Source organism: Segatella salivae F0493, from assembly GCF_000477535.1.
Lineage (GTDB): Bacteria > Bacteroidota > Bacteroidia > Bacteroidales > Bacteroidaceae > Prevotella > Prevotella salivae.
In genome coordinates this window covers 210,052-227,287 of the sequence record NZ_AWGW01000007.1, presented here as the reverse complement: position 1 = coordinate 227,287, position 17,236 = coordinate 210,052, and the positions used below count along the sequence as shown (strand labels likewise).

9 protein-coding genes are annotated in these 17,236 nt (G+C 42.7%); 1 reads left to right on the top strand and 8 read right to left on the bottom strand.

Annotated elements, in window-relative coordinates; genetic code table 11:
* Window positions 1-15: 15 nt before the first annotated feature.
* From HMPREF9145_RS03500 to HMPREF9145_RS03480, 5 genes are all read right to left on the bottom strand, one after another.
* Complete coding sequence (locus HMPREF9145_RS03500) at window positions 16-1,614, bottom strand: RagB/SusD family nutrient uptake outer membrane protein (RefSeq protein WP_036906395.1); 1,599 nt, start codon at window positions 1,612-1,614, stop codon at window positions 16-18.
* Window positions 1,615-1,626: 12 nt separating this feature from the next.
* Window positions 1,627-4,770 (bottom strand): SusC/RagA family TonB-linked outer membrane protein, encoded by a 3,144-nt coding sequence (locus HMPREF9145_RS03495; protein ID WP_021825136.1) that lies wholly within the window; start codon window positions 4,768-4,770, stop codon window positions 1,627-1,629.
* 1,032 nt (window positions 4,771-5,802) lie between these two features.
* Window positions 5,803-7,791: a glucosamine-6-phosphate deaminase gene (locus HMPREF9145_RS03490; protein WP_021824832.1), complete on the bottom strand. Its 1,989-nt coding sequence runs from the start codon at window positions 7,789-7,791 to the stop codon at window positions 5,803-5,805.
* Window positions 7,791-8,579 carry a glucosamine-6-phosphate deaminase gene (nagB, locus tag HMPREF9145_RS03485; protein ID WP_007135671.1) on the bottom strand — a complete coding sequence of 263 codons (789 nt, stop codon included), beginning with the start codon at window positions 8,577-8,579 and terminating at the stop codon, window positions 7,791-7,793. The genes HMPREF9145_RS03490 and nagB overlap by 1 nt, the downstream gene beginning before the upstream one ends.
* 87 nt (window positions 8,580-8,666) lie before the next feature.
* Entirely contained in the window at window positions 8,667-9,998 is a 1,332-nt protein-coding gene (locus HMPREF9145_RS03480; RefSeq protein WP_021825142.1) for an MFS transporter, read from the bottom strand.
* A 300-nt stretch (window positions 9,999-10,298) separates the two neighbouring features.
* Between HMPREF9145_RS03480 and HMPREF9145_RS03475 the strand changes: the two genes are divergently transcribed.
* Window positions 10,299-11,843 (top strand): alpha-L-fucosidase, encoded by a 1,545-nt coding sequence (locus tag HMPREF9145_RS03475; RefSeq protein WP_021825088.1) that lies wholly within the window; start codon window positions 10,299-10,301, stop codon window positions 11,841-11,843.
* A gap of 533 nt (window positions 11,844-12,376) precedes the next feature.
* On the opposite strand, the gene HMPREF9145_RS03470 is transcribed toward HMPREF9145_RS03475, so the two are convergent.
* From HMPREF9145_RS03470 to HMPREF9145_RS03460, 3 genes are all read right to left on the bottom strand, one after another.
* Window positions 12,377-13,030 carry a carbohydrate-binding family 9-like protein gene (locus HMPREF9145_RS03470; protein ID WP_021824982.1) on the bottom strand — a complete coding sequence of 218 codons (654 nt, stop codon included), beginning with the start codon at window positions 13,028-13,030 and terminating at the stop codon, window positions 12,377-12,379.
* Between the two features lie 145 nt (window positions 13,031-13,175).
* The gene (locus tag HMPREF9145_RS03465; protein WP_021824930.1) at window positions 13,176-15,356 is read right to left on the bottom strand and encodes a GH92 family glycosyl hydrolase; all 2,181 of its coding nucleotides are present in this window, start codon (window positions 15,354-15,356) and stop codon (window positions 13,176-13,178) included.
* A 193-nt stretch (window positions 15,357-15,549) separates the two neighbouring features.
* Window positions 15,550-17,235, bottom strand: coding sequence for a sialidase family protein (locus HMPREF9145_RS03460; protein ID WP_036906393.1), 1,686 nt, complete (start codon window positions 17,233-17,235; stop codon window positions 15,550-15,552).
* Window position 17,236: the final 1 nt, after the last annotated feature.

Below are 17,236 nucleotides of genomic sequence, written 5' to 3'. Positions count from 1 at the left end.
GAATTTTCTTTTAGGTTACTTAATCTTTTTATCCCACCAAACACGTGTAGCACCATTGTCTGCACCATTGAGTAATTGAACGGCTTTCTTTACGTTCTCCAAGTTCTTTACATATTCATCGTTAGAATATGGGATACGTGTTGGACGAAGATTACCATCAACATCACAATCGGTTGCTGTCAAAACTGCTGGGAAAATGTGAGGATAGCCTGTACGACGATACTCAGACCATGCTTCTTGTCCATCAGGATAGATAGCTAAGTATTTCTGAGTGATGATACGTTCAAGGTTGCGTTCGAAGTTGCTTGCACCTGTTTCCCACTTGATAGTGATAGTAGACGTGGCAGGAGTATCGTATTCTGGGTGCAGCGCATCAACGAAATTAGCAGGTACATTTGTGCTATTTGCAATGTATGTTGCTGCTTGTGAAGCGCTCAAATCATTTTCTTCAAACGAAGTTGTGATTCCTTTCTCATAGTAAGACTGAGCTGTTCCACCTCCCATATTCCATCCGCGAAGAGCACCTTCAGCACGAAGGAAGTAGACTTCTGAAGCCTTCATAATATAAATAGGTGTTGCATCTTCTACATTTAAGGATGAAGATTTCTCCTTATTCAAGTAATCATCTATGCTTGGGATATTCGTTCGGACCGCATAATAGTCTTCAATGCCATTATTCTTTGCCTTTACAAAATAGCTGGCAATACGTGGATCATTATATCCTTTGAGGTAAGATGAGATCTCAGCACCCATGCGAACATCGTTATAACTGCCATTGATAATCACCAAAGGGTTACGGAGTGAGACGCCAGCTCCCTTAGATAATTTTGCAGCTTCTTTTGTATTTTCAATCACACCATAAGGATTTGTGAGGGCTTTTTCTGCATATTGCTTGGCCAATGTGGGGTTAGCATAGACTATACGCATCGCTAAACGCAGCATCAAAGAGTTCGCAAACTTACACCATTTAGTGTAGTTGCCTTCATAAATAATGTCGTATTTAGAGAAGACATCATGGCCACCATTGGCTAAAGTGTGTACGGCTTCGTCCAACTCCTTTAGCATTGCCTTGTAAACATCCTCTTGTGAATCGTATTCTGCATCAGTAGAACCTTCCTGACCTGCCTTAGAATAAGGAATAGGACCATACGTGTCAGCTGCCTTGTGCACTGCCGCTACCTTTATAATCTGGGCAACTGCGAAGCCTTCGGGGTCTGTTGTGGTGCGCTTTTTCACATCAAGCCAATTACGGAAAGCATTACCTGCCATAACATTAAAGGTGTATTGGCTCCATGGTTTCAAAGCAAAGCTTGGGAAACCTCTACCTACCCACTTGTTTTGTGCTGGCGCCATATAGCCTATCCAGCATGCGCCGCCGAGGGTATATGGTATCTGATAATCGTTGACATAATTCGTACCAGATGATCCCACAGGGAAGATTGTCTTCTCAAATGAGGTTACAAAGCCACCCACATTGAGGTTGTCTTGTTCCAATTGCTTCTCTGTTGGCTGACGATGATCGCGGTTAATATCAACAAAGTCTGCCTGGCACGAACTTAAAAGCATAGTAGTTAGTGCCGATACATATAGAATTGAATTGATTTTTCGTTTCATAATCAAAGTTTGTTAGAAGTTAAGTTTCAAGCTGAAACCAAGGTTTCTCAAGCTTGGTGCACTAAAGTAATCGCTTCCTTGACCATAGGTTCCTGTTGAAGATGCAATTTCTGGGTCGAATGGAGCCTTGTTGTAAATCATCCAAAGGTTGTTAGCGATGAAACCAACGGTAACACTTGGCCAGCCTTGTCCAAGCAAGGTACGAGGCAAGGTGTAGCTAAGGCTGATGTTTTGTAAGCGTACATTCGTTGCACTATAATAATAGTAGCCCATCAATTGCTGATTAGCAACCACCTCATAATATTTCTGTGGGTCAACTTTTACGCCACCAGCAACTTCTACATAGCCACGATCACGTGCTTCAGCAGATGCTTGTGATACTCCAAACTGGTCGAGAACGGCTTGTGTAGCAGAAGTAACAATACCGCCAAAGCGTGCGTTAATCAAGAATGAAAGGTTCAAACCTTTCCATGAAACACTATTTCTCCAGCCCATATTAAAGTCTGGGTTGGTATTGCCAATCCTCAAACGTTCTCCATTGGGAAGGTCCATTGAAGACAGACTACCATCTGCACCAACAGCAATGGCACCTGTTGCATCGCGCTTCAACACTTTAGTGATGTAAACATCTCCCATGCTGTCGCCCTCGCGGATATAGCCACCACCAGCTGAAGTCTCTGTAAAGTTGATGACTTTTCCGTCAATTCCGGTGTGATAATTATGTACTAACTTCTTTACTTTATTCACATTTCGGCTGTAGATAAGACGTGATTCAAAGTCTACTCCGCCAAAGTTGTTGTTGTAAGCCAATGACATTTCTACACCAGAGTTAGCGATATCACCAGCTTGAATGTACATTCCGGTGTAAGGAGATGTTGCAGAAAGTTCAGCAAGGAACGTCTGATTATAAGTATTTGAGTGGTACCATGTGAGGTCAAAGTTAAGCTTGTTTTCAAACATTCTCAAGTCTAAACCTAACTCAAATGAACGTGTTCGTTCTGCCTTAAAGTCGTAGAAAGGTAATATTGTACGTGTAGAAGGAATACCATCTACGATAGGATAGGTAATGGTTCCACGCGTTACACCACGATAGCGATCAGGAATTGGTGAACCAACTTCTGTGTAAGAACCTCTCACTTTCATGAAAGAGACAAACTCAGGAAGCTTTGCCATCTTTGTAACGATAGCCGAAAGACCTACTGAAGGATAGAAGAATGAGGGCTCTTTTGCATGCACAAGGAGTGAACTCCAGTCGTTTCTTCCCGTCATAGAAAGGTACAACATGTCCTTCCATGAAAGCTCTGCACTGGCAAAGATGGCTGTATTACGTTTGCGGAATTCACTATCTGTTGCTCTTGTATTAATGGGATCAAGCGCTGCAGAAGAGAATAAGTTTGGCACTTTTAATATTGGTCCGCCGAAACCTACACTGCTTGAACGATAGTCTTCAAGGCTCGCGCCGACGTTAGCTGTTAGGCGATAGTCCTTGCCGAAACTCTTATCAAGATTAAACATCACATCCAAATAGGTCTGTTGGTCGCTTCCTTGTGAATGGTTATAAATGCCATTGCCATGTGTTCCGGCATAAAGAAGGCCCTGACCACTCGCGTGAAAACGACTCTCTGACTCGCTGTTGGTGTTGTCTACACGCACACGTCCTGTCACGTTTAACCATGGAAGGATGTCATATTTCAAGCTACTCATGAACATATAACGCTTACGTTGTACGGGAGTCATCATGTCATTGACGATGAAATAAGGGTTCTGAAGCTGCATTCCCTGGTCACCATAGGGCCAATATTGGGTAGCAAGCTTGCGAGAAGCATCGTAACGCTTGTACAATTCGACTGCCGACCAATCGTTTCCACGTGGGAAAAGATAAACAGATGTCAACGGATTATAATATTCTCCGGGGCGATACATGTTCTGAGTGTTTTGAATGATGTAGCTACCATTAATGTCTAAGTGCAGCTTATCATTGAGAAAGTCACTCGTATTGCGTACGGTGAAGTTGTAACGATTATATTCGTTGTTGGGTAAGATACCCGTTGCATTCGTTGTTGCGACAGAGATATAGGTCTTGTTTGTCTTTGTTCCTGTCGTCAAAGTCAACGAATTGATGAAATTGTGACCTGTGTTGAAGAAGTCTTTTGGCTGGAATGATGTTGGTGTTGCCAAGCGATCGCCCCAGCTATAGAATGAACCTGCCTTATTTCCATAGGTGTTTTGGAACTTAGGCATAATGAAAGGATTTGAAAATTCCAAGCTACTTGAAACAGCAACCTTTACCTTTCCTTCAGTACCGCGCTTGGTATTGATCATGATAACACCATTGGCTGCAGCCGAACCATATAGGGCTGCTGATGAAGGACCAGTCAAAACGTTGATACTTTCAATATCATCGGGGTTGATATCTGCTATTCCTTCTCCGCTGGGTTGACTTGAATAGCGACCTCCACCAATGTCACCTCCGTTCTTATTTAGCATTGGAACACCATCAATAACATAAAGAACGTTGTTGCCACCAGTAATAGATTTCGTACCGCGCATTACGACACGAGTCGGTCCTCCGACACCCGTTGTTGAGGCATTAATGTTAACTCCCGCTACGGCTCCATTCAAACTATTGACAAAGTTGACGTTCTTCACGTTCGTAAGCTGGTCTGCGCCAACCTTCTGAACGTTATAACTCAAGGCCTTTTCTGAGCGTTTGATACCCAAAGCGGTAACAACCACCTGGTCAATCGTGTGAGATTCGGGCTTTAAAGCAATGTTTAGGTCACCTGTTCCCGTAACTTTCACCTCCCGAGTAGCCATACCAATGTAGCTAATTTGAAGCGTTGCACCTTTTGGTACGCTTAAAATGAACTTACCATCAATGTCGGTAGTGGTTCCATTGACACCGGTCTTGTTGTCTTTAACGCGTATCGTTGCACCGATAACAGGCTCACCTGCGTCGTCAACAACTGTTCCGTTTACCTTTACATCACCATTAGATTGCTGTGCTTCCAGCGTCTTTGATGTTGTAGTCTTTACCATTGGAGCAATCAGATTCTTGCTGATGGCTTCAGCAGAAGAACCATGAGTTCCGGCAAAGGCTTCCAAACAACAGCAAGACAAGAGGATACTTACTGGGAGAATCTTTCCTTTTTTCATTAGATTTTGTAAATTTAGTAACACTTAAAGCAGTGATAACCCCTCGCCGATGTAGGCAAGGGGCATCGTGTTATTTGTGTATAGTTATTATTATTTGCTTAATTTTAGGTTTCGGATGCAAATATAATACATTACTCTTAATAGCTTATCAACTATATACAACATTTAACAAATATAAACAATAAAGCGTATATATTTAGAATAAAACGTTAGTTTGTAATGGTAAAGCACTTAAAAGTGTTAAAATACATGGTTTAACAATCCGAAGAAATAAATGCTTTTATTTCGTAAAATCATTTTATAATTCGATAAATTAACATCAAATTAAAACATGATATAAATTCAAATGTAATACTTCTGCAACTCTTTTATGTTTTGGTTAAATAGAAATGGTGAATCGTTAACGACCTGTTTTTTACTTGATTCATCAATAATTTCTTCATCATCTCCTTGCATTTTTAGAAAAGGTTCAACGCATATGGCATTACTTTCGCGTGTGATGGTTTAGTCGGGGTAGGGGAGCTCTTCGCTAATTCTTGACGATTAAAAGCATAAATCATACAGAGTTGCACATGAGTAACATTCATTATATAGGTTAATTTCATGGATAAAACATCGTGATACCTGCTGCGTTGACAATGTTTACAACCCACTTCAGCGGATTGAATCAATGTTGTGGTTATTTGTCTTTGCATAGATTATCATTTCGTCCCTAATGACTGATAAAATAAGTTGAGGCAGATTATGGTGTAAAACATGGCACTTTATCGTGTAAAATGATGCAGATTACACGGCAATTTGCATCATTTCATTTTGTCGTTCATTAGGGTTGAAAACATGAGGTGTGTGAGGATGAATCACCACAACAAAGCACTTATGGTGTTGGTGTGTATAGTTCATCATAGGTTTGATGTCTATACATAATAAAAAAAATGGCTTCTGACATGCCCTCTAATAGTAAGAAGGCATGCAGAGCCATTAATATTGCGATTTATTTTCAGTCGAAAGTCGCTTTATCGGATATCCAACCGCTTAGATTTTATATTCAACAAAGGCTTCCATTGCCTCGTAACAAGCAAGTCCTAAGTCGTCATATAATTTAGCCGTTGCACGGTTTCTGTCTTCTGAACGCTGCCAGAACAGACGCTCATCATTACCCAAGAACGGCGCACTTTCCATCTGACTTTGATGCTTTAAGATTGAGATTCGCTTAGCACGAAGCTCTTCTGGGCTCATCGGTACACACATTTCGATGTTCTCTATCTCCCATTCTGCCCAGGCACCACGATACATCCACACCTTACATTCCTTCAACCAATCAGCCTTTGCCTCCTTTTCTAAGTCGAGAGCAGCAAGTACTGCATCGGTACATTTACGGTGTGTGCCGTGTGGATCGGCCAAATCGCCAGCTACATAGATTTGGTTTGGCTTGATAGTAGAGATGAGTTTGCGAACAATCTCTACGTCTTTTTCGCCCATTGGGTACTTCTCTATCTTGCCAGACTCATAGAAAGGCAAGTCAAGGAAATGCACATGATCAAGTGGAATCTGATTGAACGTGCTGGCAGTACGGGCTTCTCCGCGTCGGATCAGGCCTTTTATTGTACGTACATCAAGGCTATCGATGTCGCCTTCTTTCTTGTTTTGCAAGAAGTGTTTAATCTCTTTGTACTTAGACTTAATGACTTCGTCTTCTCCATTGCTAAAGAGTTGGTTAAAACCATTAATGAAATGCATGAAGCGTACTACCTCTTCATCACCTACTGCGATATTACCTGAAGTCTCGTATGCCACATGTACATCGTGACCTTGCTGCACTAAGCGACGTAAAGTGCCTCCCATGGAGATGACATCATCATCAGGATGTGGTGAGAACACAATCACTTTCTTTGGGAATGGGTTTGCACGCTCAGGACGATATGTATCATCTGCGTTGGGCTTTCCACCTGGCCAACCCGTGATTGTATGCTGAAGATCATTGAATATCTTAATGTTTGCATTGTAAGCAGAGCCATATAATGCCAACAACTCACTCAATCCGTTCTCATTATAATCCTTATTGGTCAGCTTAAGAATAGGCTTTTTCGTGATTTGGCAAAGCCAAACGAGGGCAGAACGAACGAGTTTATCTGTCCATTTGCATGAAGCCACAAGCCAAGGATGCTCAATTCGTGTCAACTTTGAAGCCGCAGAGAGGTCTATAACGACATGAGCGTTGTTGTGAGTTTGTAGGAATGAGGCTGGAACGGCATCCGTAACCTTACCTTCAACGGTCTTTTTGATGATGTCAGCCTTTTCTTCTCCCCAAGCCGTTACATAGATTCTGCGTGCAGAAAGGATTGTACTTACACCCATAGTGATAGAACATGGTGGCACAGACTCTTGTGAACCAAAGCTCATCTTCATCTCTTCACGTGATGTTTCGTCTATAAGAATAAGACGAGATGTTGTGGTTTGGCTGGAACCAGGCTCATTTGTCGCGATGTTTCCCATTCGACCGATACCCAAAAGGATAACATCTAAACCACCAAAGCTTTTGATGCGCTGCTCATAAAGATGGCAATATTCTTGTACATCATTTTGATTGATAGTGCCATCTGGGGTATAAATGTTCTGAGAATCAATGTCGATATGGTCTAAGAACCTATCCTTCAGCTGATTGATACTGCGATTTAGGTTCTCAGGATTCAATGGAAAATATTCATAAGCGTTAAAGATGATAACGTTCTTAAAGCTTAGTTTGCCTGCCTTATGACGCTTAATGAGTTCTTGGAAGATTGGAGTCAGCGATGAACCAGAACCAACGGCCATGACATAATACTTTCCTTCCTGCTGCTTATGCTTTATTTCAGCCTCAAGTTGATTGACAATACTGACACTTCCCTCTTCAATTGTCGGATAAATATCGGTTGGAACCTTCTCAAAACGTGTGATTTCAGAACGTTCTACAGCTGTAGCGGGGCGATAAAATGCTTCAGGTACTTTGTTAAGTACTATCTGCGAACTTAGATTTAACTTCATTATAAGTTCTCCTTTTCTATGTTTTTAAAGTATTTGTAAGTTTCAACAGTGAGCTTGTCTGTGGCAGCTTCATCGCAAACGATAATGCCGTGTTCATGCATTTGCAATGCACTGATAGTCCATTTCTGGGTGATTCCACCCTCAACGGCAGCGCGAAGAGCTTCTGCTTTGTGGTGACCATTGACGAGAATCAACACTTCTTTTGCGTCCATTACAGTGCCGACGCCCACGGTTAAAGCGTGAGCAGGAACCTTTTCGGGGTCATTCTCGAAGAAACGAGAGTTCGCTATGCGTGTGTCTGAAGTCAAAGTCTTGACGCGTGTACGTGAACGAAGTGATGAACCAGGTTCATTGAAGGCGATATGTCCGTCAGGTCCTATGCCGCCTAAAAAGAGATCAATGCCTCCTGCCTCACGAATCATGTCCTCATAATGCTGACATTCGGCCTGCAAGTCTTTGGCATTACCATTCAATATATGGATATTCTCCTTCGGACAATCAATGTGTTTAAAGAGGTTTTCAGCCATAAAAGAATGATAACTCTGTGGATGTGACTCGGGAAGTCCTACATATTCATCCATGTTGAAAGTCACAACATTTTTGAAACTCACTCTTCCTTCCTTGTAAGCCTTTATTAATTCTGCATACATTGCTTCTGGAGAAGAGCCTGTTGGCAAGCCAAGTACAAAAGGTTTTGCATTACCTGAAGCTGCATTTATACGCTCAATAACATAGTTTGCAGCCCATTTCGACAACTGTTCATAGTTGGGTTCTATGATTAATCTCATAACTTTTGGTTTTAATTTTATATGTTTGGGTTTAATATTTCACTGTTATCATCCTATATTGTGATGCTTTTGCATGAATGCATTGACTCAAGTCGTTGCCTCATTCTTTACTTTTTCCGTTGTATCGGGATAGCTAAAAGGTACAAACCACGTGATTAACAACGCGGGAATTGTACATATCAACACCATAATAAAGAAGTGTTGATAGCCTATTTTGTCGCAGATATAGCCACTAATCATACCTGGTAACATCACACCTAAATTCATTATGCCGCTGGCGAAAGCGTAGTGAGCCATCTGATGTTTACCCGGCGCGACCTGTTGCATCATGAACAACGTCAAGCCTACAAAGCCAAAGCCATATCCAAAGTATTCCATTACAATGCCACCCCCTATTAACCACATACTGTTAGGCTGATATAACGCCAAGAAAGTATAGGCAACGAATGGTATATTGAATACAAGCGCGAGCGAGAAAAGGCTCTTCTGGAGCCCACGCCAAGCAATGTAATAGCCCGCGAGAATCGAACCAATGACAAAAGCGGCTGCACCGAACGTGCCATAATATACTCCTATCTCTTGCTCGCTTAGCCCTAAACCTTGTGATATGCGTGGAGCTTTGAGGAAAAGTGGTACAATTTTTATCACGAATCCCTCGGCAAAGCGATACAAAATGATAAAACAAATATAATAAACGATATGCTTTTTCGTGAAGAAGTCAAGGAAAACTTTCAGCAATTCGTCCATAGACTTGCTAAGAGATGTAGGCTTTTTCTCGCTATCTTCATTCGAATTAGGCAGTATTGCATAATGATATACCCCCACAACAACCATGATTACGGCGATAATCAGCATGATAAACATCCACGCTTTAGTCACTCCATAGTGCTTAATGAATGTACCGGCGAGATAAACTAACCCACCTGTTGCGGCAATTTTAGCAATATTGTAAAATGCTCCCTGCCATCCTATCCAACGTGCTTGCTCATCTTTCGACAAAACCGATATGTAAGTACCATCTGCAGCAATATCATGTGTGGCCCCACTCAATGCAATCACCGCAAAGATTGCTATCGTTATGGCAAAGAAATTCGGCAGATTCAGCGCGAAAGCTACCAATGCAAATAAGATGCCGGTTAGGATTTGAGTCAATACAACAAAGAACTTCTTGGTCTTATATATCTCTAAGAACGGACTCCATAAAGGCTTTAAAGTCCATGGAAACATAATCAATGAAGTCCAAAATGTGATTAATCCATCCGAAACACCCATCCCTTTATACATCAAAGCGGTAACCATGTTGAGCACAACATAGGGCATTCCCATTGCAAAATATAGCGTAGGAACCCACGATATAGGGCTATGTTTCTTCTGTTCTGACGTTACTTCTGTTGCTTTATTCTTAGAGTTTAGTTGCATTTAAATGTTAGAATTATGATTAAAAGGCCCTCAAAGATACACATTAAACCGCAAACAGAACTACATTTAACTTTTATTTACCTCGTTAAACGCATGCACTCTCCCCACCACTAACTGCATTTCGTGCCTGGTTTGCCTCTTTTCATTTCTCTATGCACAACTATGTGGCTGCTCTTCAGCCTTGTTCAACGACATAAAGGCGTGCTTTTAAAAAGATAATTGTTTGGTAAATTCAATATAAACTCCTATATTTGCAGCATAATATCTAACGAAATTAGCAAATTATTACTATCCAAATCTATGAAAACGAACCCTCGTTCACAATTTCTTAAATATGCTTTGGCAACCTCATCAATATTGTTTGCCCTTGCAAATCCATTGACATCGCAGGCTCAAGAGCACAACTTTGTTCTTATAAATCCTACGGATTCTCCTGCCGACATCGTTAAAAAGGCGGCTCATGTGACTCCTTCTGCGCGCCAATTCAAATGGCAACGCCAGGAACTTACAGCCTTTCTACACTTCGGAATGAACACTTTTACCAACAGAGAGTGGGGAGGTGGTAAAGAAAATGAAGTAATTTTCAACCCAACGGCACTTGATGCAGACCAATGGATACGTGAGTTGAAGGCTGCCGGCTTTAAGTGTGCCATCCTAACTTGTAAGCATCACGACGGCTTTTGCCTTTGGCCATCGGCTTATACGACTCATAGTGTGAAACAATCTCCATGGAAAAATGGCACGGGTGATGTCGTTCGAGCCGTGAGCGATGCCTGTCGGAAGTATGGAATGGACTTCGGCGTTTACCTTTCTCCATGGGATCGCAACTCAAAACTATATGGAACAGAGGCTTATAACGACTATTTTGTCAACCAACTTACCGAGCTTTTGACGCATTATGGCAAGGTAAGTGAGGTGTGGTTTGATGGTGCTTGTGGAGAAGGTCCTAACGGAAAGAAACAAGAATATGACTTCGTTCGCTGGTATAAGCTTATCCGTCGTCTCCAACCTGAAGCCGTTATAGCTGTCATGGGGCCTGATGTGAGATGGGTAGGAACCGAGAGTGGGCGTGGGCGTACAATGGAATGGAGTGTTGTTCCAAGAGAAAACCTCGACCAAAATGCCATTGCTGCCAACTCACAGAAAGAGGTTTTGGCTCAACCAACGGGTGACATGATGGGACAAGATCTTGGTAGTCGTGCAGTCATTGCTAAGGCTAAGTCGCTCGTTTGGTATCCCGCTGAGATAGATGTATCTATCCGTCCCGGCTGGTTTTACCACGAAACAGAAGACCATAAGGTTAAAACAGCAAAAGAGTTGATGAACATTTATTTCACGTCTGTAGGCATGAATGGCGTTCTTTTGCTTAATATTCCACCAAACAAAGAGGGTAAATTGAGCGAGAAAGACGTTGAAAGTCTGCGTGCTTTCCGTCGTTTATATGATGAAACCTTTACACATAACTTGCTTTCCAAGGCTAAGGTGGCTTGCAATTTGACACAGGGTAAACCTCGTTTTGTTGTAGATGGCAACTACAATACTTCGGTTTTGCCCGACACAAAGGCTGGAAAGGCTGTATTTACCTTCCAATTTAAGAAGCCAACAACATTCAATGTGCTTTCTGTTCAGGAGGATATTCGCAAGGGACAACGTGTAGAAGCCTTCACACTTGAAGTGAAAAACCAACACGGAACGTGGCAGAAAGTTACTGAAGGAACGACAATCGGGCATAAACGTCTATTGAAATTCCCTAACGAAACGGCAAGCGAAGTAAGGCTCACCATTAGTGAGATGCGCGCTGTTCCAGCCATTTCGGAAATCGGACTCTATCAACTGAAAGAATAATGTCATTCACCTATTTACATAGGTGGCATGTCAACTGACCGCCAAATTTGGCAATTCGCGAGACCACAAGCGTGTCATGAGATGGCACAACAACGCGTTAGCACACAAAAAGGCTAACGCATTGTTGTGCCATTTTCTATTTATCATTTGTAACATCGTGTTGAATGGAGAAACGGCTCAATTCCCTTTAAGGAGGTTTTTACCGCCAGTTATAAACCTATGGAATGCTATGTATCACAAGCCTATTTATGGAGCATAGTGCAAAAAGTTATGGTTTATAACTTGCTTTCAATCAAAGCATTATATTATCAGATAGGTGCCAAGTTGTAAAACATAACAAAACACCTTGTAATCTGCATCATTTTACCTCACAATCTGCCTTATTTTACACGATAAAGTGCCGTGTTTTGCGCCATGATTTAATCGCATAAATAAGGGCTCATGCCTGATGTCAGCGCATGAGTTGTTAACTTTTGCTTTGCTGATCAAGGCATGAACCCCTATGATTAGAATGTTATGAAAACTGGATTAGCTTATAAAAACGTTATCTCTCCAAAGAAATCAGGACGATGGAAGTCGGGTTTTGCAATGTCAATTGGGTTCCATGAGAGGAAATGTGCACGCTTAGTTTTGTCTCCACACTTATAGAAGTTGGCGCGCATTGACTTGTTTGATAGTTCTGTGAGCTTGTGCTTGAAGAACGATTCAACAGGAACGACAATGGCAAGTTCCCAAGTTTGCGGTTCGTTTCTTATGCCAAAGGGCTTTCGTCCGAGTGTTGTCCAGCGGTCAATCGCTTGAAGAATAGCGGTCGGAGCTGGTGTTCTGTTCTCTCTCGACTTACCATTGCAGAGCAAAACTGTACCGATGCAGTTTGTCTCTATATTGTAATAGCCTTCTTTTTCGTCAGGACTAACGAAGAATTCACAGCAAGAATCCTCCCACACATGACCGAGATCTTCGCCCGCTTCGGCCCGCACGCTGTCTTCATTCACACGATAATGAATCATGATTGCATTGCCTTTGTGCGCTATTCCAAATTCAACATTCGGACAATAAGGGTATTCTTCGGGCCAATCTACAGTGTCAATGTTATGATATTCAACATCAAAGGTCTTGAACAATGATGGAATTTCTTCAGCCTTTACTTGCTGAATATTCAGTCGTTTTACTTCAATCTTTTTCATTTTACAATGATTTTATTTGCACGTCTTCTGCCTTTTATGCAGCAGTTGGGCGTGATTCGTGAATAAAGCAATAGGCGTTGAAGATGCTATGGATATGAAAGTATCGTGTTTGTAGCCTGCAACGCCATTGCACTTATAGGCTAAACTATGGTCTGTCGGCTGGTTTTACACCAAACTTTGAAGGCTTGTTGCCCATGAAAAACTCTAAGGTTCCACCACGAACAATGTCTTTAAAGTCGATGTATGAACGCGAATAAGGCTTTCCATTGAGTTTAACCGTCTGGATATACATATTCTCTTTGCTGTTGTTATGTGCGATAATGCGGAACATTTTGCCTTTACCTACGTTCATAGTTGCCTCATCAAATAGTGGCGAACCAAAGACATAACGACCTCCAGCGGGTTCAACCTGGTAGAAACCTAAGGAAGAAAGCACATACCATGCAGACATTTGACCCACATCTTCGTTACCACTCAGGCCGTCGAAATCGTCATGATACATCGTGCTTAGCACCTCGCGAACGCGTGAAGCGGTTTTCCACGGCTGACCAGCATAGTCATAAAGGTAGATAATATGATGGCTTGGTTCGTTCCCATGAGCATATTGTCCAATCAAACCAGATATATCTGGTGAGGCATCCTTACCCATATCACCTTGCACAATGAATAGAGAGTCGAGCTTGTTGGTAAAGGGTTTGTCGCCACCGAAAGCCGAAATGAGTCCTCGAACGTCATGAGGAACGAGCCAAACGTACTGCCATGCCGTGCCCTCTGTATAGTCGTCAGCGCGGTGAATGGCTTTAAATGGGTTGAAAGGTGTGCGGAATCGTCCCTTCGAATCAATGGCACGCATGAACTTTGACTGCTTATCGAAGTAGTAATCTCGGTAAGCTTGGCTTCGTTTTAGAAAGTACTTATAATCCTTTTCGTCTTTTAACACCTTGGCTAATCGGGCAATGCTGCCGTCAGCTAAGGCATATTCCAAGCCCTTTGCAACCGTTTCATTGGTTGGATCAAGGTCATAAGGGAGATAACCATACTTTTTAATCAAGTCCAAACCACGGTCTCCATTGAGTTGAGTCTTTTTAGCGGCTTCCAAAACTGCATGCTTATCCACGTCAAAACCTTTCAAAGCGATGTCTACAATGACTGGAACTCCGGGGTTACCTACCATGCAATCAGTCTCATTTCCCTCAAGAAACCACACGGGAAGACGGCCTTGTTGTTTCGCAATATGAAGCATAGTCTGGGCTATATCGCGTTGTTTCTCGGGATGAATCAACGTCATCAAGGGGTGAGCGGCACGGTAAGTGTCCCACAAAGAGAATGTAGTGTAGGGGGTAAAGTCACCGTGATGAGTTTGTCCATCGGCTCCTCTGTACTCGCCATTCACGTCATTGAACACCGAAGGTGCAATCATTGTGTGATACAAACTCGTATAGAAGATGCGCTTATCTGTCGTGTTATTGGTCTCTATATCAATCTTAGCGAGCTCCTTGTTCCATGCATCTTTCGCCGCTGTTACTATGGCGTTGAAGTCCCAACTCGGTGATTCTTGCTGAAGATTCTTACGTGCATTGTCGATGCTTACACTCGAAATACCTACCTTTACCATGAGTGGTTGGCTAGTAGCTTGAAACGAAAGTACACTCAACGAGTCTCCTTCTTGCTCCTGATGGGTAATGGGTTGTGAGAACTCGGCTACGAAAAAGACGCGTTGATCCTTAGCCCAGCCCTTGGAAAAGCGTGTCCCTATGATGGTGTTTTGACCCTCTTGTTTCATCGAACAGTCTGTCATCTTGTCCCATCCAATACCTTGTGAGAGGTTGAGAACTACGTGTTCCTGACGCACATCAGCTGGAAACGTGTAACGATGGAAGGCAGTACGTGGTGTAGCGGTAAGCTCAACACGCACTCCATTGGCCATAGTTACCGCGTAATATCCCGGTGTTGCATACTCTGCACGATGTGAAAACTTCACCTCACGCGTATCAGATTTCGTCACAGGTAGAAGCCCAATGTCTCCTAAATCGCCTATACCCGTGCCGCTAAGGTGCATCTGTCCGAAGCCAACAAGAATCGAATCACTGTAATGATAGCCTGAACACCAGTCCCAACCCTGGGTCTTTTGTGTCGGACCGGCTTGGATATGACCAAACGGAACGTTAGCACCGAGGAACACATGTCCGTGACCTCCCGTGCCAATAAAGGGGTTAACGTATTGTGTGTAGTCATGCGTTGTTGGCTGAGTTGCCGCTTGTAGGCCTGCACATACAGCGAGTGGGAACATCAATCCCAATAGTTTTTGTTTCATATTGAATATCATTTAGTTGTTGTTTCCTATTTCTTTCTTCTGCTGTTCTTTTTGAATCGTTTTCTGAAATGCCTCATTTTGTACCTCAAAACACATCATATTAGCGTGTGAAATGCGTCATCTTATGCCGTGAAATGCCTCATTTTGCATCGTGAAACAAGTTACTTTGATAAGTTGCTGATTCCTAAGGATTTATCTATGTGATTCATTCTGTCAAGCAAACAGGACCTCTTTTCACTACCTTGTGTTTTATCTTAACTTTTGTTTCCCCAGCAACGAGGTCTTTAAGTGGGATGGCTTGGAAGGTCATCTGTGCCACACTGCTCTCATAAAGAATGCCAACCGTCTCACGATTTATCATGGTTAGGCAGCTATATCCCCAGCCATAACCATCATCTAAAAGTACTTGATGAGCACAATCCCATGTTTTTCCATCGTCAAAACTTAACTTAATGGTGATGTTTTTGCGTTCTTTGGGGTCATTAGGATTAGCAAACAGCAAGATGTTCTTACCGAGAACATTGTCTTTTGCACGTACACTGATGAGGCTTCCCATGCAGATTGGTTCCTGCAAAGCCTTGATATTAGAAGGATGTTCAATCCAAGTTTGCCCTAAATCTCGCGTGGTATAGACGGCTCTTCCCCCTCCGCTTTGGTTTCGCATGTTAAGCATTAGCTCACCATTCGGTAGTTCTGCTACCTGCGCTTCAGTCGTATTATTGCATGCCGGTGAAGAGATTTTCCAACTTTCTCCATGGTCTTTGCTATACATGATACCTGCATGAGGCACTCGATTCTTATCAATGAACTGCATGGCAAATACAAGTGTGCCGTCTTTACAAGTGATTCCGCGGCCCGGTCCTTGGAAGAAGAAGAACCATTCTGGCTGTTTCAGTTTCGCCGTTAGATTGATTGGAGCCGACCAAGTGCGTCCATCGTCAGTGCTCTTTGTCATGACTAATTGGGCTGTTTTGGTGCTATCCATGCCGGGTTGTGAGCTTACCCACGCCCTCTGATTACCCATTCCATGAGCCCAAGCGGCTACAATCCAGATGTTGTTATTGATATTATCCACAAGGATTGCAGGGTCTCCAACGCCATTTTGGGCTGCAGGCAGACCGCCAGTCTCCCCAAAAGCCAACGGCAATCGCATGGCTTCCCACGTTGTTCCGCCGTCAGTGCTGCGACTAAGGCCTACATCTATGTGTTCTTGTAGGTCGACACTACTGTTATATCTCGCATCATATACGCCGAGAAGTGTACCTTTGTTGGTTGTCACTAAACCTGGAATGCGATATGCAGAGACGTTATCGTCGCCGGCATGTCTAACCCCTATGCCCATTCTTCGATTCATATCCGAAGCCGAAGTGTTGACAATCGGCAGTGTCTTTCCATCTGCTTTAGCCTGTGAAATCATGGCATTCAACCTTGCTTTTATAGGCACATTAGGTTGCATTTCGATACTAACCCAGAAGTAGTTTACACCCGGAAAGAGGGATTGTTGGGCTTGTAAGGTGAAGCGATGTGTGGTGGGTTGAAGTTTGCTTTTCAGCACAACATAAGACGGAATGGCTTGCAAGGTCTTGCCGGGAGTAAAGTTTGTGATATAATCTACAGGCGCAAAACGTTTCTGTTTGCTGTATTGTTGGGCCTCAGTTCCACCATAATATAACTTAACGGCTTTCACATATTGAAGCGGAAGCGTATCATCGAAGAATAGTTCGATGTCGTCTAATCGCTTCGTTTCTGTGGCATCGAGTCGCATTAACAATAGAATGTTGTCATGACGCTCTATTAATATGGGCACCTGTGGTTGCTTAATAAATAAGGTGTCAGCTGCTTTTGCATGGAAACTGCAGAGCAAGAGCAATGCAAAGAGAAGTTTTTTCATT